This window comes from Stenotrophomonas sp. YJH_SMC_17 (genome assembly GCF_059371655.1).
This window is the reverse complement of sequence record NZ_JCAFUU010000003.1, coordinates 233,591-255,531: the sequence shown is the minus strand read 5'-3', so window position 1 is coordinate 255,531 and position 21,941 is coordinate 233,591. Positions and strand designations below refer to the sequence as shown.

Genomic DNA, 21,941 nt, shown 5'->3' with positions numbered 1-21,941 from the left:
GCTGTTGCGCAGGATGCGGGCGGCAGCCGTCCGGGCCCCTCTCCTTCGATGTTCAAGAACGTCCTGTTCCAACTGCACTGGCTGCTGGGCATCACTGCCGGTGCTGTCCTGGCCGTGATGGGCCTCAGCGGCGCCGTGCTGTCCTTCGAGGACGAGCTGCTGCGTGCCGCCAACCCCGGCTTCGCCGAAATTGCCGAACACCATTCCGAAGGCCAGCATCCGCTGGCGCTCACGGAACTGGTGCCGCTGCTGCAGGCAGGCAGCGAGCGCCCCCTGCAACGCCTGCGCATCGATGCCACCGGACAGCGACCGTCAGTGGCACGTTTCGTCGGCGGCAAAGAACACTGGGTGTATTTCGACCCCTACAGCGGTGAGCGCTTCAGCGCCTTGCGCGGACAGGCCTTCTTCGATTTCGTCGAAGACCTGCATCGCCACCTCGCCGCCGGCGAGCGCGGCAAATGGATCACCGGCAGCTGTGCGATCGCCCTGCTGTTCTTCACCCTGTCCGGTCTGTATCTGCGCTGGCCGCGGCGCTGGTGGCACTGGCGCAGCTGGTTGGCGGTGGAGTGGAAACGCAGCGGCCGCGGGTTTCTGTGGAGCCTGCACTCGGTGGTCGGCACCTGGGTACTGCTGATCTACCTGATGAGCGCACTGACCGGCCTGTGGTGGTCGTTTGACTGGTACCGCAGCGCCGCCAACATCCTGCTGGGCGTCGCGCCGGCGGCCAAGCACAAGGTGGCCACCGACGCGACGCTGGACCTGCGCCGCGTCGAAACCACCTTGTACGCGCTGCCCGGCGTGCGTACCGGCTTCATCGACCTGCGCCTGCCGGAAAAGCCCGGCCAGGCGCTCAACGTGCGGGTGATGGCCGGTGATCCGTCGCAGCGTGGCGGCCACCATGACCGTGCACACGACCTGCTGCAGCTGGATCCGGCCAGCGGAGCGATCCTTGATTCACGCCCCTACGCGCGACAGGGCGCCGGCGCACAGCTGGCCACCAGCGTGTTCGCATTGCACTCGGGCAGCTACTTCAGCACACCCGGCCGCGTGGTGGTGATGCTCAGCAGCCTGGGCATGAGCCTGTTCTTCATCACTGGCTGGATGCTGTACCTGGACCGTCGCCGCAGCCAGCGCGTTGCGCGCGGGCTGCGCCAGTCGCTGCCGACTGCCGCCGCCGATGATGGCCGCGCGCCTTGGCTGCTCGTGCATGCCAGCCAGAGCGGGCTGGCCGAACAGCTGGCCTGGCGTGCGGCCGCGCAGCTGCAGGCCGCTGGCCATGCCGTGCAGGTACTGCCATTGGCCCGGGTCGATGCCACGCAGCTCGCGCGCACTACGCAGGCTTTGTTCGTGCTGAGCACCTTTGGCGATGGCGAACCTCCGGATGCGGCGCGGGGCGCTGCGCGACGGCTGCTGGCACAAGCGCCCGATCTGTCGGGCCTGCAGTTCGGCCTGCTCGCCCTCGGTGACCGCCAGTACCCGCACTACTGCGGTTTTGGCCGCCAGGTCGATGGCTGGCTGCAGGGCAACGGTGCGCGTGCACTGTTCGAGCGCATCGATGTCGATGCCGCTGCGGTACCGGCGCTGCGCCAGTGGCAGCAACAGCTGGGCGCTTTGACCGGCATCGCCACCGATGACAGCGTGCTGCCGCCCGCCACGCAGATGCACGAGTGGCGCCTGCTCGGCCGCGACCACCTCAACCCGGGCAGCGTCGGCGGTGCGATCTGGCGCATCCGCCTTGCGGCGCCGGCGGAGGTGCGGTGGCAGGCGGGCGACATCCTGCATATCGCGCCCCGCCACGATGCGCGGCACGCCAGTGCGGTGCTGAAGGCACATGGACTGGACCCGCTGCAGCCACTGCTGGCCGACGGCGCAGCACGCACGCTGCTGGCCCTGGCCAGCGAACGCGAACTGCCCGATGCCGATGCTGCGCTGGCGGTACAGGATCCGTGCCTGTGGCTGGCAGGGCTGCCGATGCTGCCCGGACGCGAATATTCCATCGCCTCGTGCACCGAGGATGGCGCGGTGGAACTGGTGGTGCGGCTGGTGCACGACGACACGGGACGCGCCGGGCTCGGTTCGGGCTGGCTGTCGCTGCATGCACCGATCGGTGCCAGCATCGTCGCCCGCGTGCACCGCAATCCCGGCTTCCACCGCGTTGCGGGTGCACCGATGGTGCTGATCGGCAATGGCACCGGCATCGCCGGCCTGCGCGGCCTGCTGCGCGAAGCCGCACACGCCGGCGAGCAAGGACACTGGCTGCTGTTCGGCGAACGCCAGCGTGCGCACGATTTCCTGTTCGCCGACGAGATCGAGGCCTGGCAGGCCAAGGGTCATCTTGCGCGGGTGGACCTGGCGTTCTCGCGCGATGGCGACGGTGGCTATGTACAGGATCGCCTGCGTGCGGCGGCCGATGCACTGCGCGACTGGATGCAGTGTGGTGCCGTCATCCACGTGTGCGGTTCGCTGCAGGGCATGGCCGAAGGCGTGGACCAGGTGCTGCGCGAAGCGCTGGGCGATGAAGCAGTGGAAACACTGCTGGAGAACGGCCGCTACCGCCGCGACGTGTATTGATTCCTGCCAGCGCGCATTGGCGTGAGCCGAGCATGGGCTCGGCTCTACAGCGTTTCCCGGGCCTGATGATGTAGAGCCGAGCCTGCGCTCGGCTGATTCCCCGCCGGCCCACAGAACAGCACCGCCTAGGCCGCTGCGCGTGCCGCCCGCTGTTCCGGCTGCAGCCGGAACGCGCCAACGGCTTCCGCCAGCGCATGCACCTGCACCTGCATCTGCGCGGTCGAGGCACCAGCCTCTTCCACCAGGCTGGCGTTGCGCTGGGTACTGGCTTCCATCTGCACGATGGTCTGGTTCACCTGCGCGATGCCAGCATGCTGGTCCTGCGATGCACTGCGGATACCGGCCAGCAGCTCGGCCAGCTGCTGCACGCTGCCAACGATCTCGCCCATGGTGGTACCCGCCTGCTCGGCCTGCCGGTTACCCTGGCCGACCCGCGCCACCGAATCCTCGATCAATCCCCTGATCTGCTTCGCCGCCTCGGCACTGCGCTGGGCCAGCAGGCGTACTTCTGCCGCCACCACGGCAAAGCTGCGGCCCTGCTCGCCCGCGCGTGCCGCCTCCACGGCCGCGTTGAGCGCAAGGATGTTGGTCTGGAAAGCGATGCCATCAATCAGCTGGGTGATGTCGCCGATCCGTCGCGAGGCCTCGCTGATGCCCTGCATGGTCGCGACCACCTGGCCAACCGCCTCGCCGCCGCGCTGCGCCACCGCTGCGGCACCCTTGACCAGCGCGTCGGCACGCCCTGCGGCATCCGCATTGCGGCCAACGGTGTCGGTCAGCTCATGCATCGATGCGGCCGTCTCTTCCAGGTTGGCCGCCTGTTGTTCGGTACGCTGCGAGAGGTCGTGATGGCCGGCGACGATCTCGCCGACGCCGGTATCCAAGCTGGACGTGGCGTGCTGGATGCGGGTGACGATGCGGCCGAGCTGTGCGACGGTGGCGTTGGCATCGTCGCGCATGCGTGCGAACACCCCCTGCAGTTCACCCTCCATGCGCACGCTGAGGTCACCGCGGGCCAACGCAGCCAGCAGCGCCTGCAGGTCGCCGAGATTGGTTTCAAACGTCGCCAGCAGGCGGTTGATGCTGGTCGACAGGGTGCGTACGAAGCCCTGCTTGCCCTCCAGCGCGATGCGGCCGTGCAGGTCACCGTGCGCGGCGGCATCGACCAGCGCGGCCACTTCGGTTTCCAACAGGGTTTCCAGCGCACGGCTGCGCCATTCCACCGCCACGCCAAGGAACTGCGCTTCGTCGATGATGGCGTTGGCGATCAGCTGGTAGCGCACGCCGGCATGGCCGATCTCGCGCTCCTCGCGCTGGCGCACACCGGCCAGGCCGGCCAGGGCCGGATGCAGGTGTACCGCGTCGCTGCCCACCAGATCCTCGTACCGCAGTCCAAGCAGCTGCAGCAGTGCCGGGTTGGCGTAGGCGACCTGTCCTTCCGCATCGATCACCATCAGGCCGGTCTGCGCGCTGTCCAATGCCTGGCGCACGCGGGTGTTGCCGCGCGCCACCGCGCGCTCGGTCTCGATGCGCGCGCGCAGGCGCTGCTGCATGTCGACCAAGCGCTGGGCCAGCTGGCCGATCTCGTCGTTGGTGTTGTAAACGCGCAAGGTGGTGTCCAGGCGGTCGTCAGCGATGTCGCTGGCGAAGCGCAGGGTGTCCTGGATCGGCTGGCGCACCGCGCGCAGGACCAGCACCAGACTGGTGATCAATACACCGGCAACCAGCAGCAGCGTCAGTGCGAACAGCACGCTCATGGTGCGCGCGCCCGTCTGCTGCCGTGCCTGCGCACTGGCCAGCGCCGCGACCTGCGCCTGCTGGAATGCGGCCAGTGCCGGTGCCACGCCAGCGGCGGTTTCCAGCAGTGACTGTGCCTCCACGTCCAGGCCTACACGGGCCGCGGTATAGCCCAGCAATGCGATCTGGTAGCTGTCCATTCCGCTGCGCAGGGTGTCCTGCACATCGGTGGACAGGCCCGCCAGCGCCAGATCAAACGGCAGTTTTTCTTCGCTCGCACGATCGGCATGTGTGGAATCACCATCGAGCAGCAACAGCGCTTCCTGACGGCGCATCTTCTGCAGGGACAGCGCCAGTGACGGCCGCTGCTGGGCGTCCACCTGGGTCTGCAGGGCATCGGCCGCCTGCTGCAGCTGCGCGGCAAGGCCAGCGTCACCGCGCCCCATTTCATCGACACGTTCGAACAGCGCCACCACACCCTGCGAGAACGCATCGGCGGCTTCGGTCAGCGCCTGCAGGGCCTTGCGCCGGCTGGCATCCATCGGCATCGCGCGCAGCGCCCGCAGGTCGGCCTGCAGGGCGTTCTGGGTCACCAGCAGCTGGTCGCGGTCGGCATCATTGAAACTGCGTGCATACTGGGTCTGCAGGCGGCGCGCTTCGGCCACCCGTGTGGCCAGGCTGGCGGCCAGATCACTGCCGTGCTGGTAGCTGGCCTGGTCGCGTGCAGCCTGTGCGCTGGCGTGGCCGGTCCAGGCGTAGACGGCGGCGATCGCGACCAGCCCCAGGCCGCATACCCACAGGGTCGCCTTCAGCTTGTTGGCCACGCTGAGGCGGTGCGGCTGCAGCCACAACAGCAGGTCGGGGGACGCCGAGCGCCACGTGCCAAGGCGCGTGCGCAGGGACCGGAGGTGGAAAACAACGGCCGACATGACAGACTCCAGGCGGAAAGACGCATCTGTATCGGCCAGATCTGAAGCAACTTTAGGAATTCTTTGGTTCGACCGCGCCGATCGCTGGCGGACACGGCCTTTGTACCGGGCACAGGCGACGGGGGGATGACATCGCCGCCGCGCTTGACCTCAACCCCGGTTGGGGGAACACAGTGGACCTCCCTCCCCCGCCCGGTGCCGCCATGACGACGCTTGATGTCCCCCGCTACCTGCAGCGCCTGCAGCTGGATGCGCCACCACCGTTGACGCTGGCGGGCCTGACACTGCTGCAGCAGCGTCACAACGCACTGTTGCCGTTCGAGACCCTCAGCTGCCTGTTGCGCGATGCGGTGCCGATCGACCTGGACAGCGTGCAGCGCAAGCTGCTCGACGACCGCCGCGGTGGGTACTGCTTCGAACTCAATGGCGGCCTGCTGGCCCTGCTGCAGGCACTGGGCTTTGATGCGCAGCCTCTGAGTGCGCGCGTGCTGCTGGCAGCGCATGACGGCGAACTGACCGCGCGTACCCACCTGCTGCTGCGCGTCCAGGTAGAGGGCGATGACTGGCTGGTGGATGCCGGTTTCGGCAGCCTGACCCCGACCGTTCCGCTGCGGCTGCGTGACCCGCAGCCGCAGGCCACGCCACACGAGCGCTACCTGCTGCAGCGCCTGCCCGATGAGGGGGACTTCGTGCTGTCGGCCGAATCCGGCGACGGCTGGCGGGCGATGTACCGCTTCGATCTGCAGGCGCCTGCACCGATCGACAACGTGGTGGGCAACTGGTACGTATGCACCCACCCCGATTCCAGCTTCCCGGGCCAGCTACGCGTGTCGCTGACCGGACCGGACTGGCGCCGCACCATCGGCAGCGGCAACTACACCGAGTACCGCCCCGGGCAGGCGCCGGACAAGCGCCCGCTGCATGATGTGGATGATGTGCGTGACGTACTGCAGCAGCGCTTCGGCATGCAGCTGCCGGACGACCCGCGACTGGACCCGGCCATCAATGACTGGCTGCAGCGCTCGCGCGCCGCGACCTTGTAGGGCCGAGCCCATGCTCGGCTGAGCTGGAGCGGCTGGGCCAACAGCAGCCGAGCGTGGGCTCGGCTCTACAGAGCTGCGCGCGCCTGCAGCGCAATGCGGTTGCCTTCGCTGTCGCGGATCTCGGCCACACGCCAGTCACCCGCGTCGGCCGGGCCGAAGCGCAGCTCAGCTCCCGATTGCAGTGCACGGTCGAGGCTCGCATCCAGGTCATCGACGCCGATGTAGATGCGGGCGCCCTGCTCGGAGGGCCGGTAGTCCGCGCCGTGCACCAGCGCAATGCTGGCACCGGCGGCGTCATCGGAGAACGGCAGGTAGGCCATCCGGCAGTCGTGCAGCACGATAGGTTCGTTCACCGCGACCTGCAGCCACCGCTGGTAGAACGTGATGGCCCGGTCCAGGTCACTGGCCGGGATTTCCACATGCAGGATCGGGTTCACTGGCACTCCTTGCTCGGTCCACTCAGATGATGCGCAGGGTAATCGCCTTCAGCACTGCACGGGTGCGATCGCGGGTGCCCAGCTTGTCGAGGATGGCCGAGACATAGTTCTTCACCGTGCCCTCGGCCAGGAACAGGCTGCGCGCGATCTCCTTGTTGCTGTAGCCACCGGCCAGCAGGCGCAGGATCGCCACTTCGCGCTCGCCGAAGGTGTCGGTGGGCGGTGCTTCATCATGGAAGCGGTAGCGCGCGCGCACGGGCTCGGTGCTGACCGGCAACAGCAGGGTTTCGCCGGCGGCGACGCGCTCGATCGCCTCGCGCAGGTCGGCCGGCGCCGCGTCCTTGAGCAGGAACCCCTGCGCTCCTGCCTCGCTTGCGCGCAGCAGAAGATCGCTTTCATCGAAGGTGGTCAGCAGCAGCAGCGGGGTTCCATCACCGCGTGCACGCAGCTGGCGCAACGCTTCGATGCCATCCATCCCGGGCATGCGGATGTCACTGAGGACCACGTCCACCGGCTGGGTGGCCAGCGCATCCAAAAGCGCCTGGCCGTCTTCAGCTTCCAGCACCACGTCCACGCCCAGCCCCTGCAACAGCGCACGCAGACCCGCACGCACCAGCGCCTGGTCATCGGCCAGGGCAACGCGGATCGCGGCGCCGCTCATGCCGGCACCCAGGCAGTCAGGTGCATGCCACCCTGTGCGGTGCGGGCCAGTTCCAGCTGGCCGCGCACCGCCGCCAGGCGCTCACGCATGCCGGCGATGCCGTTGCCCTCGCGGATACGCTCGGCGCGCTGGCCGTCATCACGGATGTCGATACGCAACCGGGCGTCCTCTTCGTTGATCGTCAGCCATACGGTGTCTGCGTTGCCATGCCGGGCGGCATTGGTCAGCGCTTCCTGTACCAGGCGCAGCACGGTCTCTGCCAGCAGCGGGTCGGTCACGCGCACGCCCTCGCCGATACGCAGTTGCAGCGTCGGACGCGGGAACGGCGCGGCCAGGGCGTGCAGTGCGGTCGCCAGATCGAGGCCGCGGTCGTCACGCATCGATTGCACCACCTGGCGGATGTCGGCCAGCAGCTCACCGGACAGCTGCTCGGCCAGCACCAACCCTTCGCGCCCGGCCAGCACCGGATCGGCCGCAAGCGCACGCAGGTTCAAGCGCATCGCGGTGAGTTTGTGGCCGGCCACATCGTGCAGCTCGCGGGCCAGGCGCAGGCGCTCGGCGTCGCGAGCACTGTCGGCCAGCAGCGCACGCGTAGCCAGTAGATCGGCATTGACGCGGGCCAGGTCGTCACGGGCCAACGCGGTGCTGCGTGCGTAGTGTGCGGTCAGTGCCGCGAACGCCTGGAAGCCGCCATACAGCAGCACCACCAGCAACGGCTGGGTGAAGCCACTGTGGCGCAGCACGAGATACATGGCGAGGTTGGCCACCAGTGCAATCCCCAGCACGAAGCGCGGCGGCCAGTGCTCGGCCAGCTGCGCGACCAGCACCACCAGCAGCACCGGCGCGGTCCCGGTACGCGGCTGCAGGGCGACCAGCGCGATCGCCAGCACAGCCTGCAGCACCGCAGCCAGTGCACGCACGCGGGTCGGCATTGCCGCCCATCCGTGCACCACGAACAGCAGCAGGAACATGCCGAGCAACGCTTGGCTGCGGCCGGCAACGGGGCCCTGCACGCCGAATGACAGGCCCACCACCAACACGGTGACCAGGCCAGCGAGGCTGAGGGGACGCAACAGGTGGCGGAACAGGCTGGGCATGACCCGATGCTGACGGCCGCGACTGCAACCGGCAATGGGTCCAGTGCAGAAAGTGACTTCTGGCACGTCGGATCGATGACCTCTGGCCCTGAACCCGGCGCCGTGCCCCGCGCAGACTGGCCCCACACCGCGGCACACCACCACGTCCTCTTCCGGAGCTACTGCCATGATCCGAATCGCCCTGCTCAGCACCGCCCTGACTGCCCTGGCCCTGGCCGGCAGTGCCCATGCCGCCGACCTGGCGGTGACCGTGCACGATGTCCGCGTGCAGACCGGCACCCTGCGGGTCGCTCTGGTCAACAGCACGGCCGCCTGGGACGGCAAGGCCGCACCGGTGCAGGCACAGCAGGCCAAGCCCAGCGGCGACAGCGCCCACTTCGTGTTCAAGGGCGTGCCCGCCGGCAGCTACGCGGTGCTGCTCACCCACGATGAGAACGACAACGGCAAGCTCGATACCAATCTGGTCGGCATGCCGGTGGAAGGCTACGGCTTCAGCAACAACCCGCAGGTGATGCGCAAGCCGACCTTCGACGAGGCGCGCGTCGACGTGCCGGCCGCCGGCGCTGCCATCGACATCACCCTGCGCTGATTCCTGCATCCAGACCCGAGGCCATCATGGACCGTCGCCGCTTCCTCCGTACCCTGCTCAGCAGCAGCGCCTGCCTGGCCCTGGGCGCCACCGCACTGCGCAGTGCGCCGGCCTTCGCCGGTGACCCGGCCCGTTTCGCGCAGGGCCTGCAGGAGCACCCGTGGCTGCTGGGCTGGCGCAGCGCCACCAGCGAGAGCCTCGGCCCGGCCACCGTGCAACTGCAGGGCCGGCTGCCGGCCGGCCTCGCTGGAACGCTGTACCGCAATGGCCCGGCCTGGACCGAGCGTGACGGCTTCCGCTACGACCACTGGTTCGACGGCGACGGCATGGTGCATGGCTGGCGATTCAATGGTGATGGCAGCCTGACCCATCACGGGCGCATGGTCGCCACGCCGAAGTTCACCCGCGAACAGAAGGCCGGCCGTTTCCAGTACCCGGCCGCCGGCACCAGCGTTCCCGGCGCACTGGCCGTGCGCAACAACGATGACGCCAACGTGGCCAATACCTCGGTGACGATGATCAACGGCCGGCTGTTCGCGCTCTGCGAATCCGGCTCGGCGTTCGAAGTGGACCCCGATTCACTGCAGACGCTCGGCCCGGTCACCTGGCGCCCGGACCTGGCGGCGCTGCCGTTCTCCGCGCATCCGTTGCCCGATCGCGATGGCAGTGTGTGGAACTTCGGCTCGATCAGCCTGATGGGAGGCCATGGCCTGCTGGTCTGGCACATCGGCGGGGACGGCCAGCTGCGCAGCGCCAATGTGATCGAAACGCCGGAACACGGCTACCTGCATGCGTTCGCGATGACCGGGCAGCACCTGGTGTTCGTGCTGATGCCGTTCGACTTCACCGGCACCGGCGGCAGCTTCTTCGAGCGCATGCAGTTCGCGCCGCAGCGCCCCGCGCGCATCGCGGTGGTGGCCAAGGACGCGCCGGACAAGGCGCAATGGTTCGAGGCACCGTTCGCGGCGATCTACCACTTCGGCGATACCTTCACCCGCGATGGCGGCATCGTGCTGCGTGCGGTGCGTCACGACGATATCAACGAGGCGCGCTCGCCGATGAAGGAGGCGATGGCCGGGGACGGCGCCCACGCCGCGAACAGTGGTGCCAGCCTGGTCGAGCTGCACCTGGACCTGCGCCAGGGCCGCGCGCGCTGGGAGACGCTGGGCATCAGCGCGGTGGAGTTCCCGCTGTTCGACCCGCGCTCCGCCAACACGCGTGGCGCGCGGCTGTACGCCCCCACCATCGACGGCCCGGCTCATGCACCGTACTTCAACGCGGTGGCCGCGTTCGATATCGAGCGCGGGCGTCGCCAGCTGTGGCACTACGGGCCGGACATCATGGCCGAGGAGCACGTCTTCGTACCGCGCCCGGGCAGCCGCAACGCCGATGACGGCTGGCTGGTCGGCACCCTGCTCGACCCGGTGAACAAGCGCAGCGGCCTGGCGGTGCTGGATGCGTGCCATGTGGATGACGGCCCGCTGGCACAGGCGTGGTTGCCGTATGCCGTGCCACTGGGCTTCCACGGCACCTTCGCCGCGCGCGGCTGAGTCCACGCCGCGCGGACACCCTGGCAGGCATGCTGGAGCTCCCCTGCACCGCGGAGCCCTGCATGTCCCTGGCCGACCATCGAAGTGCGCTGGCACCGCAGGGCTTCCTGCGCGTGGCGATCAACCTCGGTAATCCTGTACTGGCACAGGGCGATGCACGCTCGCCGCGCGGGCCGTCGCTGGAACTGGCCACCGCATTGGCGCAGCGACTGGGCGTGCAGGCCCGCTTCACCTGCCACGACGCAGCGGCCTCGGTCGTTGCTGCGGCCGCCGAAGACGCCTGGGACCTGGCCTTCCTGGCGATCGATCCGGCGCGTGCCGACCGTATCGCCTTCAGCGCGCCCTATGTGGAAATCGAAGGCACCTACCTGGTGCGTGAGGACAGCCCGGCGCAGCAGGTGGCCGATCTTGACCGCGAGGGCCTGCGCATCGCGGTCGGCCGTGGCGCAGCCTACGACCTGTTCCTGAGCCGCGAGCTGCGCCACGCCACGATCGAGCGCGCGGACACGTCTGCGGCGGCCATCGACCTGTTCGAGCAACACCATCTTGATGCCGCAGCCGGTGTACGCCAGCCACTGGAAGCCTGGGCGCGGTCGCATCCTGGCCACCGCGTGCTGGCCGATCGCTTCACAGCGATCCGGCAGGCGGTAGCGGCGCCGGCTTCGCGCCCGGTCGAGGCGTTGCAGGCGCTGTTCGATGAAGTGGAAGCGATCAAGGCCGGCCCGTTGCTGGGCGAAGCGTTCGCACGCGCCGGGCAGGCCGTCACGCTGGTGCGGTGACGGTAGCGTCGGGCATGGCGCGATGCTAAAGATGCGCGCCTGCCATGTGCCGCACATGCTCGGCGGCCTGCGCGTGCAGCCAGTCGCGGAAGGCGAGGAAGCCGCGATGGCGGGCCGAGCGTGGCGGGTACACCAGCCAGTGCGGCCAGTCGGTCTTCAGGCGCTGGCTGGACAGCGCGACCAGCTGGCCGGAGTCCAGCAGCAGGCGTGCGCGGGTGATCCGCCCGAGCGCCACGCCCACCCCGTCCAGTGCGGCCCTGTGGTGTGCCTCCGAATCATCCAGCACCGCCACGAAGCGCGACGGTGGCCTCTGCCCGCTCAACGCGAACCACGCGCCCCACGCACCGTCCGGGTCACCGAGCAGCGGCCATTGGTCCAGCGGCACGCGGTCGATGCCGCCCATGCGCTCGATCAAGGCCGGGCTGGCCATCGGCAGCAGCCATTCGTCGAACAGCGGCTCCACCACCAGCCCCGGCCAGTTGCCGGTGCCCAGCCGCAGTGCGGCGTCGAACTGCCGCTGCCGCTCGAAATCGACCAGGCGTTCGCTGGACTGCAGGTTGATTTCGATCTGCGGGTGCGCGGCGACGAAATGCCCCAACCGCGGCACCAGCCAGGCCGAGGCCATCGACGGCACCGCACTGATCGTCAGTACGTGCTCGGCGCGCGCCGCATAGGGTTGGAACGCCTCGTTGATCGCATCCAGGTGCGGGCCGACCTGATCGAGCAGGCGCTGGCCCTCCAGGGTGAGGGTGACGCCACGCGCCTGGCGGATCAGCAACGGTTGGCCGAGGCGCTCCTCCAGCTGACGCATCTGATGGCTCAGCGCACTGACGGTCAGGTTCATCGACGCCGCCGCGCGCGACAGGTTGCCGAGGCGGGCAGCGGTGACGAAGCCCTGCAGGGCGTGGAGGGGCGGACGAGACATCAGACTTGAATCCTTCTCAAGGCCACCTTGCGGAAATGTCGCTTTTTGCCACCTCATGCTGCCCGTATCGTGCAACCCACTCAAGTGGAGGCACGCTCATGAACCTCTTCAGCAGCCTGTTGTTCCTGCACGGCCACATCGCCAGCGCCGAGCTGGCGCGGCAACTGGCCAGCCCTTCCCCGACGCCGTCGCCGTCGCCGTCGCCGTCGCCCAGCGGTACAGCTGGCAGTGCCGGCCGCTGGCCGGCAACCTCGCCGACCCGGCATCCCGCGGCTGCCGGCCAGCGGCCGGCGCTACCCTAGCGTTGCAGGGCTTGCTGCACCGCCGCCGCCACATCGGTGTTGTCGATGTAGCTGCCGTCATTCCAGCCCACGTGCTTCTGGTAACCCGTATCGACGCCACGCACGCGCTGGCCGAGCAGCTCCGCACCCGCGCCCTTGGCCCACAGCGGCACCAGCGCATTGGAATGATTGCCGGTTGGACGGAAGCTCATCCCCGGCATGCGGCCGCGTCCATGGTTCCTTACCGGATCGAAGGCCACGTTCTGCGCATCCGGGCCCATCGGCATGCTGTTGTCGTGGTCGGTGGTCACGATCAGCAGGTTGCGTTCCCAGCCACCGTTGCGTTCGATCCATTCGACCACCGCCGCTACCGCGTCGTTGAACTCCACGGTTTCCTCGATCAGCCGACCATACTGCGGCTGGTCAGTGCATTGGCCGTAGTGCCATTCGGTACCGCAGGCACTGGTGTGCGCGGCCCAGTCGGTGGCACCGCCTTCCACCATCAGGAACAGGCCGCGGGGTGAACGCTGCTGCAGGAACTGCAGCGCGCCACGGGCCATGGTCGCCAGGTCGGGCACGCTGTCGATCTTCCGCACGCCGGAGGGGGTGCCTGCGTCCTTGCCCAGCACCTGCAGCTGGCGCGCCTGCTGAAGCGTGTTGGCCACGCGTGGCACGCCGATCAGGGGCCGATCAGCCGGCAACCGTCCCTGCGCCAATGCGGCGAATTCCTCCCTGCTGCGGACCAGGCGCCACGGACCGGCCGGGTTTTCCCCGATGGTGCGTCCCGCTTCCAGCTGCTGCCAGTCCTGCTGCGACACCCACTCCCACGGGTTCGCGCAGCCTTCCAGTGGTGTGCCCGTGCCTTCAGTGCAGGCGCGGCCGTCGACGCTGTAGCCGGGGCCGCCGGTGCCCATCACCAGGTCCATGTGGCCCTGCGACAGCATCTGGTGGGCAATGGCGTGGTAGTTGTTGCGCGATGCATTCTGCGCCGCAAACGCTGCGGGCGTGGCGTGCGCGAACGGCACCGAGGTAACCACGCCGGTGGCCATGCCCAGGCGCTTGGCGCGCAGCGTGTTGAACTCGACGGCGTCGCCATCGTTGTTGACGTTGATGGCGTTGTTGTAGGTCTTGATGCCCGAAGACAGCGCGGTGCCTGCTGCGGCGCTGTCGGTCGCCACCGCGGCCAGGTACTGGTAGCCCGCGAACGGCAAGTCCTGCGCCGGCACCGGCTCGGTATCCCAGGCCTTGCCCGCGTCGTAGCCGAGGGTCTGCGCGTTGTCGCCGGTCGGCTGGCTGCTGGCGTTCAGCGGGAACGTGGTGACCGCCAGGCGCTGCGGGAAATCCGCATAGGGGGCGCCTTCGCGGCTGCCGTACTGCCAGAAGGCTGCGGCATCCCAGGTTCCCCAGCCGGCCCCGTCGTTGATCATCACGATCACGTTGTAAGGCGCGCGTTCGTCGGAAGGTGCCGTGCCGGCGCGCAGGTCCGATTGGCAGGCGGCGAGCGCGGACAGTGCAAACAGCAACGGCAGCAGACACCCGCGGCGCTTCGAGGGGGCAGTCATCAGGGGTCCTGTCGGGCCGACGGCGGGCCGGAATTTCGTTACGTTATAGCATCGCAATATTGCAGCTTCATGCAGCCAGCGCGCGATACCCTGCGCACTCCCCTTCGCCACCGCCGCATCCATGCCGTCGTCTCCGCCTGCGCGCGCACCGCTGTCGTCCATCACGCTCGATGCCGCGACCCGCGCGGTGATCCACCAGCACAACGCCGACATCGCACGGCAACCCGCGTCACTGACCAAGCTGATGACGGCCTACGCAGCCTATGCATGCATCGGAGCGAGCGGGCGCTCGTGGGACGAAACGGTCACCATCGCTGCCGATGATGTGCATGCGGTGGCCGATGACGAAACGCGCATGGGGCTTGTCCCCGGAGAGACCGTCACCCTGGGGCGTCTGCTGGAAGGGTTGATGATCGTCTCCGGCAACGACGCCGCGCTGGCCATAGCGCGGCATCTGGGGGGATCGCAGCCCGCGTTTCTTGAATGCATGAACCACCACGCGCGCCTGCTCGGCCTGCGCGATACCTGGTTTGCCAGCGTATCCGGCATCACCACGCCACAGCATGCGTCGAGCGCGCGCGACGTGGCCGTACTGGCAGCCGCCCTGCTGGCCGATCATCCGCAGGTCCTGGCCATCACCGCGCAGCGCGCGTTCGCGCATGGCAGCTTCCGCCGCAACAACCAGAACGCACTGCTCGGCGATGACGGCGTGGACGGCCTGAAGACCGGCTACACCCAGGCTGCCGGTTTCTGCCTGGCCGCCACCGCCTGCCGGGTGCTGCCCGGGCAGGCGCAGCCGGTGCGCCTGATCACGGTCGTGCTCGGTTCGGACAGCCGCGAAGCGCGCGATGCGCGGGTGCGCGAGCAGCTGGCTGCCGGCTTCGTCGCACGTGCCGGCTCCGCTCTCGAAGCGTGAGGTGGGTCAACGTCGTTTGACGGTCGCCACGATCAGCCGCTGCAGCTCGGCCTCGGCGTCGGCCTTGGCCAGTGCCGCGGCGGCCACGCCTTCGGACAGGGCTTCGGCCGCACCGAGGATTGCCCAGCGCCCGGCCAACGGCACCGTGCCGTCGGCAGCGAACGGTCCCAGCCAGACCTCGCAGTTGTCGATGAAATCCTGCTGGTAACGCCGCCGCACGTCATGCAGTTCCGGCGCGCCTACCAGGGCGGCGAGGATGCCCTGCACCTCACTGCCCTGGCTGAGGATGCAGTCGATGTAGCCGGACGCGATCGCAGCTGCGCGGTCGGCCAGCTGCGCCCTGGCACGGCCGATACGCTCGTGGAACACCACGGTCTGGCGCGCATCGTAGTCATCGTAGAGCGCCGCCAGCAGACCGTTGCGGGTTACGAAATGGTCGTAGGCCACCGGCTTGGTCACGCCCGCCGCTTCGGCCAGCCGCCCCAGCGTCAGCGCATCGGTGCCTTCCTCGCCGACCAGCGTCCATGCCACCTCCAGCAACTGGCGGGCGCGTTGCGCTCGGGTCAGGCGGCGGCGCGTGGGAGCGGCGTTGGCAGGCATCGGCGGAACACGGTGATCAACTCATTGGAGCACCGATTTTACGGCCGATTTCCAATGCGGTCTGCAGATGCACCTGCGCGGCATCGCTGTCGGCGTCGAGCAGCAGTTCGGACGACAGCACGCGTGCGCCACAGTAGTCGAAGATACCCATGTCGATCTGGGTCTTCATCGCCGTGCCATAGCCGCGCCGTTCGATCATGTCCGCGCCCGCACCGCCAATGCCGACCAGATGAACGCGCAGGCGCTGCAGCTTCTTCTGCACCTTGCCATCGGCGCCGTCCTGGTACGCCCAGCCCTGGGTGAACACGCGATCGATCCATCCCTTCAGCAGGGCAGGGAACGACCACCAGTACAGCGGGTAGACCAGCACCAGGGTATCGATGGCATCCAGCCGCGCATGCTCGGCCGCCACATCGGACGGAACCGGACCGGTCCCGCGGAAGAGGGCCTGGTCCTCGCGGTTGAAGCGCGGATCGAAGCCTTCGGCGACCAGGTCGGCGTGGATTACGTTGTTGCCGGCGTCGGTGGCCCGGATGGCGTCGCCGATGCGCTGGGCGATGGCATGGGTGAGCGATCCGGTTTCCGGGTGGGTGGTGACGATGAGACTGTGCATGAGTGACTCTCCAGGAACCATTAACTACCAATGGTAAGTAATGATTCCCGGATCACCAGCGCCACCGGTGGGACGCTGTTTTTGTGTTCACCGTATAGTGCGCCGCATCCCGTGGAGGTCCCCGACGATGCACCGACGCCTGCTTGCTCCCCTGCTGTTCCTGCTGCTGGCCACGATGGCACCGACGGCCGTGGCCGGCGCGCTCACCCCATCCGAATCGGCCGTCCTGCGCCAGGACGTGCAGGGGATGCTGGCCGCGTTCGCGCGCGGCGATGCCGAGCTGATCATCGCCCGCACGCATCCCAGCCTGAAACGCCTGGCCGGCGGTGATGAGGTCTACGCCCGATCGACCCGCGACACGGTCAAGGCGTTGCACCAAGCCGGCGTCACCATCATCAGCGACGAAGCCGGGGTGCCGACCCGTACCTATGCCGCCGGCGACGAGGAGGTCTGCTTCGTCCCGCGCTACTCGTTGCTGCGCGTACGTGAATCCCCTATCCGCAGCACCTCGTTCATGGTCGCCGTGCGGCGCGTCGGCACCGCGCAATGGAGCTATCTGGATGGCGCCGGGTTGCTCGACAACCCGGAGCTGCTCTGGCAACTGCTGCCGGCACTGGAGCCGGGCGTGACCCTGCCCAAGGGCGGAGTGGAAACGCTGTAGCGCGATTGCTGGGCGTCGGTACGCTCCGGCCCCTCCATCCACGCATGGCGTGAATCCACCGGCTGTCCGCTAGCGGAACAACGCGTTCAATGCCGCGCCCGAGGCCGCCTGCTGCAGGCCATCGAAACGTCCCTCCTGCGTAATCGGCTGGGTGGCCTGCATCAAGCCGCCCCAGGCAGCGCGCGCCAGCGCACCCCCCAGGCTGACGCGGCGCACGCCCAGTGCCGCGATGTCCTGCAGGCGCAGCGGCGTCGGCCCACCCACCAGCAGGTTCACCGGCCTCGATCCCGCAGCGGCAACCACCGCGCGGATCTGCTCCGGGGTCGTGATACCGGGTGCGTACAGCACGTCGGCGCCAGCCTCGGCATAGGCACGCAGGCGCTGCAGGGTGTCCTGCAGGTCCGGCACGCCAACGAAGAAGTTCTCCGCGCGCCCGACCAGCAGCACATCGCCGCCGGACCGATCGATGGCCGCACGCGCTGCACGCAGACGCTCGACGGCCTGGTCGACCGGGCGCAGTGGCGCATCGGCCACGCCGCTGGCGTCCTCGATCGACAGTGCGGCGACGCCGGTATCGATGGCGGCAGCCACCGCCTCGGCGACCTGCTGCGGTGTGGCACCGAAGCCATCACCGAAATCGGCATTCAATGGCAGCGGGGTTGCCGCGGCGATCAGCCGCAGGTGCGCCAGCGTGGCCTGCAGCGAAACCGCGCCATCCGGTCGTCCTTCACTCCAGGCACAGCCTGCGCTGGTGGTGGCCAATGCAAGGAAGCCCTGCCGCTGCAGGTAGCGGGCACTGCCCACGTCCCACGGATTGGGCAGCACGAAGCAGCCCTGCGCATGCAGTTGGCGGAAGGTTGCGCGCTTGCGCTGGGTGTCGGCGTCGGGCGGGGTCATGACGGGTTCCGGGGCGGCAGGCCTGCACCCTAGCCCGCCCGGCGGACGCGCTCAATGACGACGGGAGCAAACCGGCATGAAGTGATGCCGCCTGCTTATTGGACGCCACCGGCAGCACTGCCCGAGCGTGCCTGTCTGCCCTTGCCACACCCTGCCACGGAGCCCCGCATGCCCACCGATCCACACCTTCCTGCCGATGATGACGCCCACTGGGCCGACCTGCTTTCGCCGGCACGGCGACGCCTGATCGCCTCGGCCGGGCTGGCCGCCGGAGGCCTGGCCAGTGCGTCGACGACCACGGCATCGCCGCACGCCGCGGCGAACACCACCGAGCCTGGACGTCCCGGCTTCCGAGCCATCGTGCCGCCGGCGCCGACGGGTCGCAGCCCCTGGGGCGAGGCCACGGCCAGCGAACCCACCCCGCGGCCGGCCAGCGTGCGCCCCGGCGAGGCCACGCTGCCGGCCAGGCCGCGCGCCTATACCGACATCAAGAGCTATCACGCCCACATCTACTTCGACGAGGACAACTTCGAGAAGGCGGCCCTGCTGCGGCGCTGGGCCGCCGAGCGCTTCCCGGTGGAGCTGGGCAACTGGAACCTGGAGCCGCGCGGCCCGCATGTCACGCCGTCGTTCTACTTCGGCTTCAACAACGATCTGCTGCCGGTGCTGGTGCCGTGGCTGCAGCTCAACAGCCTGGGGCTGACCATCCTGATCCATCCCAACACCGGCGATGGCCGCGCCGACCATCTGTACTACGCGCTGTGGGTGAACCGCGCGCAGCCGGTAAACGCCTACAACTGGCCGATGCCGAAGCCGGGCGAGCGCGAGGCATTGGAAGAAGTGTTCCCGAACGTGGTGCCAACGGTGCCGCTGGAGACCTGACCCGCCGTCCGAGGGTGCGTAGCTTGCTGCGCACCGAACTTCCTTCATCCACGAGTGGCGTGGATCTACCGATCGGTGGCCCTTCACCCGCACATGGCGCGGGTCCCCCGACAAGGCGCTTGGCGCCATCGTCGGCCTACGTGCACGCATCCCCTGCCCGCACGCCGTTCAGCGCGCCTTGATCCGCCGCTCCGCATAGGGCCGCAAGCGCTTCGACAGATTTCAAACAATCGATTGAAACGCAGCAAACTTCGCCGAACTGGACAGCATCCGCCGGTTCCGCCAGACTGCCGCCCTTTCCCGTCTTCCGGATCCCATGGCGAAGCTGCTGGTCCTGCACGGCCCCAACCTCAACCTGCTCGGCACCCGCGAGCCGGAGGTCTACGGCCACACCATGCTGGCCGACATCGACCAGGCGCTGACCGCGCAGGCCGCCGCCGCCGGCCACACCGTGGAGAGCCTGCAGTCCAACGCTGAACATGTACTGGTGGATCGCGTGCAGGCGGCACGCAACGACGGAACCGCGTTCATCCTGATCAACCCCGCCGCCTTCACCCACACCTCGGTTGCCCTGCGCGACGCGCTGGCGGCGGTGGCGCTGCCGTTCATCGAGATCCACCTGTCCAACCCGCACACCCGCGAACCGTTCCGCCAGCACAGCTACTTCAGTGACAAGGCGGTGGGCGTGGTCTGCGGCTTCGGTGCCGACAGCTACCGCTATGCGATGGATGCGGCTCTGCTGCGCGTACAGGCGGCCGCCGCGTGAAGATGCTGCCGCACGTGCTTGCCAGCATCCTGCTGTGGGCTGGCCTGTGCGGTGCCGCCGCGGCCTTCGACCGCAAGGACGAAGGCATCGACTGTGCGCACCCTGCCACCACGATGGAGAGCGACCTGTGCGCCTCTGACGTGGCCGCGGCCGCTGACGCCGAACTCAATACCGTATACGCCCTGGCGCGCAAGCAACTGCGCTCGCCGGCCAAAGGCGGCAGCTGCAGCTACTGCGGCGATGCCGAGCAGCAGCTGGTGCTGGCGCAGCGCGCCTGGGTGCAGCTGCGCGACCACGACTGCAACGCCGTCTATGCCCTCAGTTCCGATGGCACGGCGCGCAACGGCGCACAGATGCGCTGCCTGACCACACTCGCGCGCGACCGCACACGGCAGCTGCGCGAGTTCTACGAACTGCTTTGACCCGAGCGCGCTGCGCTTCCCACCACACTGACATCAAGAGCAAAGAGGCCACCATGGATCTCCGCAAAATCAAGAAGCTGATCGACCTGCTGGAAGAGTCGAACCTGGCTGAAATCGAAATCAAGGAAGGCGAAGAGTCGGTGCGCCTGTCGCGCGCCCCGGTCGCTGGCTATGCCGCGCCGGTCGCCGCCCCGGTGTACGCCGCCCCGGCCGCCCCGGCACCGCAGGCGATGCCGATGCAGTCGCCGACCGAAGCGTCCACCGGCGGCAGCGCCAAGCCGGGCCCGGCGCTGCCGGAAGGCCACGTGCTGCGCTCGCCGATGGTCGGCACCTTCTACGCCTCGTCCGCTCCGGACAAGCCGGCCTTCGTCACCGTGGGCCAGCAGGTCAAGGAAGGCGAGACCCTGGCCATCATCGAAGCGATGAAGATGTTCAACCCGATCGAAGCCGACACGTCCGGCACCATCGTCGCCATCCTCGGCGAGAACGGCCAGCCGGTGGAATTCGACCAGCCGCTGTTCGTGATCGGCTGAGGGGCACGCCATGCTCGACAAAGTCGTCATCGCCAACCGAGGGGAAATCGCGCTGCGCATCCTGCGCGCGTGCCACACCCTCGGCATCCGCACGGTGGCCGTGCATTCCACGGTCGACCGCAACCTCAAGCACGTGGCCATGGCCGACGAGTCGGTCTGCATCGGCCCGGCGCCGTCGCCGCAGAGCTACCTCAACATCCCGGCGCTGATCGCCGCCGCTGAAGTCACCGACGCGCAGGCGATCCATCCGGGTTACGGCTTCCTGTCGGAGAACGCCGACTTCGCCGAACGCGTGGAAGAGTCCGGCTTCATCTTCATCGGCCCCAAGGCCGACACCATCCGCATGATGGGTGACAAGGTCGAAGCCATCCGCGCGATGAAGGCCGCCGGCGTGCCGTGCGTGCCCGGCTCGGGCGGCCCGCTGGGCGACGACATCGTGGCCAACACCAAGATCGCCCGTGAGATCGGCTACCCGGTCATCATCAAGGCGGCCGGTGGCGGCGGTGGCCGCGGCATGCGCGTGGTGCACGCCGAAGCCTCGCTGAAGACCTCGATCGAAACCACCAAGAGCGAAGCCAAGGCCGCGTTCGGCAATGGCGAGGTCTACATGGAGAAGTTCCTGGAGAACCCGCGCCACGTGGAGATCCAGGTGCTGGCCGACGGCCAGGGCAATGCCATCCACCTGGGTGAACGCGACTGCTCGATGCAGCGCCGCCACCAGAAGGTGGTGGAAGAAGCCCCGGCACCGGGCATCAGCGCCGAACAGCGCGAGCAGATCGGCAAGGTGTGCACCGAAGCCTGCGTGCGCATCGGCTACCGCGGCGCCGGCACCTTCGAGTTCCTGTACGAAGACGGCCGCTTCTACTTCATCGAAATGAACACCCGCATCCAGGTGGAGCATCCTGTCACCGAGATGGTCACCGGCATCGACCTGGTGGCCGAGCAGCTGAAGATCGCCGCCGGCCAGAAGCTGTCGATCAAGCAGAGCGACGTGGTGCTGACCGGCCACGCCATCGAGTGCCGCATCAACGCCGAAGACGCTGAAACCTTCGTGCCGAGCCCGGGTACCATCACCGGCTTCCATCCGCCGGGTGGCCCTGGCGTGCGCGTGGATACCCACATCTACAGTGGCTACCGCGTGCCGTCGAACTACGACTCGATGATCGGCAAGCTGATCGTGCACGGCCCGGACCGCGAAACCGCCATCGCCCGCATGCGGGTGGCGCTGAGCGAGATGGTGGTGGACGGCATCAAGACCAACATCGCGCTGCAGCAGCGGATCATGCGCGACAAGGGCTTCCAGGCCGGTGGCCAGAACATCCATTACCTGGAAAAGCGTCTTGCCGAGCGCAAGAACAAGCCGATCGCACTGACCTGATCGGCAGCAGATGCTGGACATGGAAAGGGCGGGGATCTCCCCGCCCTTTTTTGTTGCTGTAGAGCCGAGCGCACGCCCGGCCTGCTGGAAAAGCAGCCGAGCATGGCTCGGC

The 21,941-nt window shown here is 68.4% G+C and carries 22 protein-coding genes; 13 read left to right on the top strand and 9 right to left on the bottom strand.

From position 1 onward, the window contains the following. Positions 1-48 precede the first annotated feature (48 nt). A complete protein-coding gene (locus AC5P8Z_RS10890; protein ID WP_286070095.1) occupies positions 49-2,571 on the top strand; it encodes a PepSY domain-containing protein in 2,523 nt (840 codons plus the stop codon). Positions 2,572-2,696: 125 nt separating this feature from the next. Here the strand turns inward: AC5P8Z_RS10890 and AC5P8Z_RS10885 are convergent, their stop codons facing one another. Continuing rightward, the gene (locus AC5P8Z_RS10885) at positions 2,697-5,237 is read right to left on the bottom strand and encodes a methyl-accepting chemotaxis protein (protein WP_295567185.1); all 2,541 of its coding nucleotides are present in this window, start codon (positions 5,235-5,237) and stop codon (positions 2,697-2,699) included. Between the two features lie 203 nt (positions 5,238-5,440). Here AC5P8Z_RS10885 and AC5P8Z_RS10880 point away from each other — a divergent pair, with 203 nt between their 5' ends. After that, on the top strand, positions 5,441-6,280 hold the full coding sequence (locus tag AC5P8Z_RS10880; protein ID WP_495229023.1) for an arylamine N-acetyltransferase family protein: 840 nt from the start codon (positions 5,441-5,443) through the stop codon (positions 6,278-6,280). A 65-nt stretch (positions 6,281-6,345) separates the two neighbouring features. On the opposite strand, the gene AC5P8Z_RS10875 is transcribed toward AC5P8Z_RS10880, so the two are convergent. From AC5P8Z_RS10875 to AC5P8Z_RS10865, 3 genes are read right to left on the bottom strand one after another with little or no spacing between them, the layout of a single operon-like run. Then, positions 6,346-6,717, bottom strand: a complete 372-nt coding sequence (locus AC5P8Z_RS10875; protein WP_495229022.1) for a VOC family protein — start codon at positions 6,715-6,717, stop codon at positions 6,346-6,348. A gap of 22 nt (positions 6,718-6,739) precedes the next feature. Next, the gene (locus tag AC5P8Z_RS10870) at positions 6,740-7,378 is read right to left on the bottom strand and encodes a response regulator transcription factor (protein ID WP_286070100.1); all 639 of its coding nucleotides are present in this window, start codon (positions 7,376-7,378) and stop codon (positions 6,740-6,742) included. Continuing rightward, positions 7,375-8,475, bottom strand: coding sequence for a sensor histidine kinase (locus AC5P8Z_RS10865; RefSeq protein ID WP_286070101.1), 1,101 nt, complete (start codon positions 8,473-8,475; stop codon positions 7,375-7,377). The genes AC5P8Z_RS10870 and AC5P8Z_RS10865 overlap by 4 nt, the downstream gene beginning before the upstream one ends. Before the next feature lie 166 nt (positions 8,476-8,641). On the opposite strand from AC5P8Z_RS10865, the gene AC5P8Z_RS10860 reads away from it, so the two are divergent. The 3 genes from AC5P8Z_RS10860 (at position 8,642) to AC5P8Z_RS10850 (ending at position 11,393) form a co-directional block, all read left to right on the top strand. Then, positions 8,642-9,064 (top strand): DUF2141 domain-containing protein, encoded by a 423-nt coding sequence (locus AC5P8Z_RS10860; RefSeq protein ID WP_286070102.1) that lies wholly within the window; start codon positions 8,642-8,644, stop codon positions 9,062-9,064. Positions 9,065-9,090: 26 nt separating this feature from the next. Beyond that, on the top strand, positions 9,091-10,614 hold the full coding sequence (locus AC5P8Z_RS10855; RefSeq protein ID WP_495229021.1) for a carotenoid oxygenase family protein: 1,524 nt from the start codon (positions 9,091-9,093) through the stop codon (positions 10,612-10,614). Positions 10,615-10,676: 62 nt separating this feature from the next. Next, a complete protein-coding gene (locus tag AC5P8Z_RS10850; RefSeq protein ID WP_286070105.1) occupies positions 10,677-11,393 on the top strand; it encodes a transporter substrate-binding domain-containing protein in 717 nt (238 codons plus the stop codon). 25 nt (positions 11,394-11,418) lie between these two features. On the opposite strand, the gene AC5P8Z_RS10845 is transcribed toward AC5P8Z_RS10850, so the two are convergent. Next, positions 11,419-12,318, bottom strand: a complete 900-nt coding sequence (locus AC5P8Z_RS10845) for a LysR substrate-binding domain-containing protein (RefSeq protein WP_286070106.1) — start codon at positions 12,316-12,318, stop codon at positions 11,419-11,421. Positions 12,319-12,416: 98 nt separating this feature from the next. Here AC5P8Z_RS10845 and AC5P8Z_RS10840 point away from each other — a divergent pair, with 98 nt between their 5' ends. Next, a complete protein-coding gene (locus AC5P8Z_RS10840) occupies positions 12,417-12,620 on the top strand; it encodes a hypothetical protein (protein ID WP_495229020.1) in 204 nt (67 codons plus the stop codon). Here the strand turns inward: AC5P8Z_RS10840 and AC5P8Z_RS10835 are convergent. Further along, complete coding sequence (locus AC5P8Z_RS10835; protein ID WP_286070108.1) at positions 12,617-14,161, bottom strand: alkaline phosphatase; 1,545 nt, start codon at positions 14,159-14,161, stop codon at positions 12,617-12,619. The two genes, AC5P8Z_RS10840 and AC5P8Z_RS10835, sit on opposite strands and share 4 nt — an antisense overlap. 121 nt (positions 14,162-14,282) lie before the next feature. Between AC5P8Z_RS10835 and AC5P8Z_RS10830 the strand changes: the two genes are divergently transcribed. Continuing rightward, entirely contained in the window at positions 14,283-15,077 is a 795-nt protein-coding gene (locus AC5P8Z_RS10830; protein WP_286070109.1) for a D-alanyl-D-alanine carboxypeptidase family protein, read from the top strand. A gap of 6 nt (positions 15,078-15,083) precedes the next feature. Here AC5P8Z_RS10830 and AC5P8Z_RS10825 read toward each other — a convergent pair whose 3' ends face one another. After that, positions 15,084-15,677: a TetR/AcrR family transcriptional regulator gene (locus tag AC5P8Z_RS10825; RefSeq protein WP_286070110.1), complete on the bottom strand. Its 594-nt coding sequence runs from the start codon at positions 15,675-15,677 to the stop codon at positions 15,084-15,086. A 16-nt stretch (positions 15,678-15,693) separates the two neighbouring features. Then, the gene (locus AC5P8Z_RS10820) at positions 15,694-16,290 is read right to left on the bottom strand and encodes an NAD(P)H-dependent oxidoreductase (RefSeq protein WP_495229019.1); all 597 of its coding nucleotides are present in this window, start codon (positions 16,288-16,290) and stop codon (positions 15,694-15,696) included. Positions 16,291-16,417: 127 nt separating this feature from the next. Between AC5P8Z_RS10820 and AC5P8Z_RS10815 the strand changes: the two genes are divergently transcribed. Further along, entirely contained in the window at positions 16,418-16,951 is a 534-nt protein-coding gene (locus AC5P8Z_RS10815) for a hypothetical protein (RefSeq protein ID WP_286070113.1), read from the top strand. Between the two features lie 69 nt (positions 16,952-17,020). On the opposite strand, the gene AC5P8Z_RS10810 is transcribed toward AC5P8Z_RS10815, so the two are convergent. After that, on the bottom strand, positions 17,021-17,848 hold the full coding sequence (locus AC5P8Z_RS10810) for an isocitrate lyase/PEP mutase family protein (RefSeq protein ID WP_286070114.1): 828 nt from the start codon (positions 17,846-17,848) through the stop codon (positions 17,021-17,023). Between the two features lie 168 nt (positions 17,849-18,016). Here AC5P8Z_RS10810 and AC5P8Z_RS10805 point away from each other — a divergent pair, with 168 nt between their 5' ends. From AC5P8Z_RS10805 to accC, 5 genes are all read left to right on the top strand, one after another. Continuing rightward, positions 18,017-18,730 carry a DOPA 4,5-dioxygenase family protein gene (locus tag AC5P8Z_RS10805; protein ID WP_295567206.1) on the top strand — a complete coding sequence of 238 codons (714 nt, stop codon included), beginning with the start codon at positions 18,017-18,019 and terminating at the stop codon, positions 18,728-18,730. A gap of 316 nt (positions 18,731-19,046) precedes the next feature. Then, a complete protein-coding gene (gene aroQ / locus AC5P8Z_RS10800) occupies positions 19,047-19,496 on the top strand; it encodes a type II 3-dehydroquinate dehydratase (protein WP_286070116.1) in 450 nt (149 codons plus the stop codon). A gap of 2 nt (positions 19,497-19,498) precedes the next feature. Next, positions 19,499-19,918, top strand: coding sequence for a lysozyme inhibitor LprI family protein (locus AC5P8Z_RS10795; RefSeq protein ID WP_286072065.1), 420 nt, complete (start codon positions 19,499-19,501; stop codon positions 19,916-19,918). Positions 19,919-19,971: 53 nt separating this feature from the next. After that, complete coding sequence (gene accB, locus AC5P8Z_RS10790; RefSeq protein WP_005419696.1) at positions 19,972-20,451, top strand: acetyl-CoA carboxylase biotin carboxyl carrier protein; 480 nt, start codon at positions 19,972-19,974, stop codon at positions 20,449-20,451. Positions 20,452-20,461: 10 nt separating this feature from the next. Beyond that, positions 20,462-21,829, top strand: coding sequence for an acetyl-CoA carboxylase biotin carboxylase subunit (accC, locus tag AC5P8Z_RS10785; protein ID WP_286070117.1), 1,368 nt, complete (start codon positions 20,462-20,464; stop codon positions 21,827-21,829). Positions 21,830-21,941: the final 112 nt, after the last annotated feature.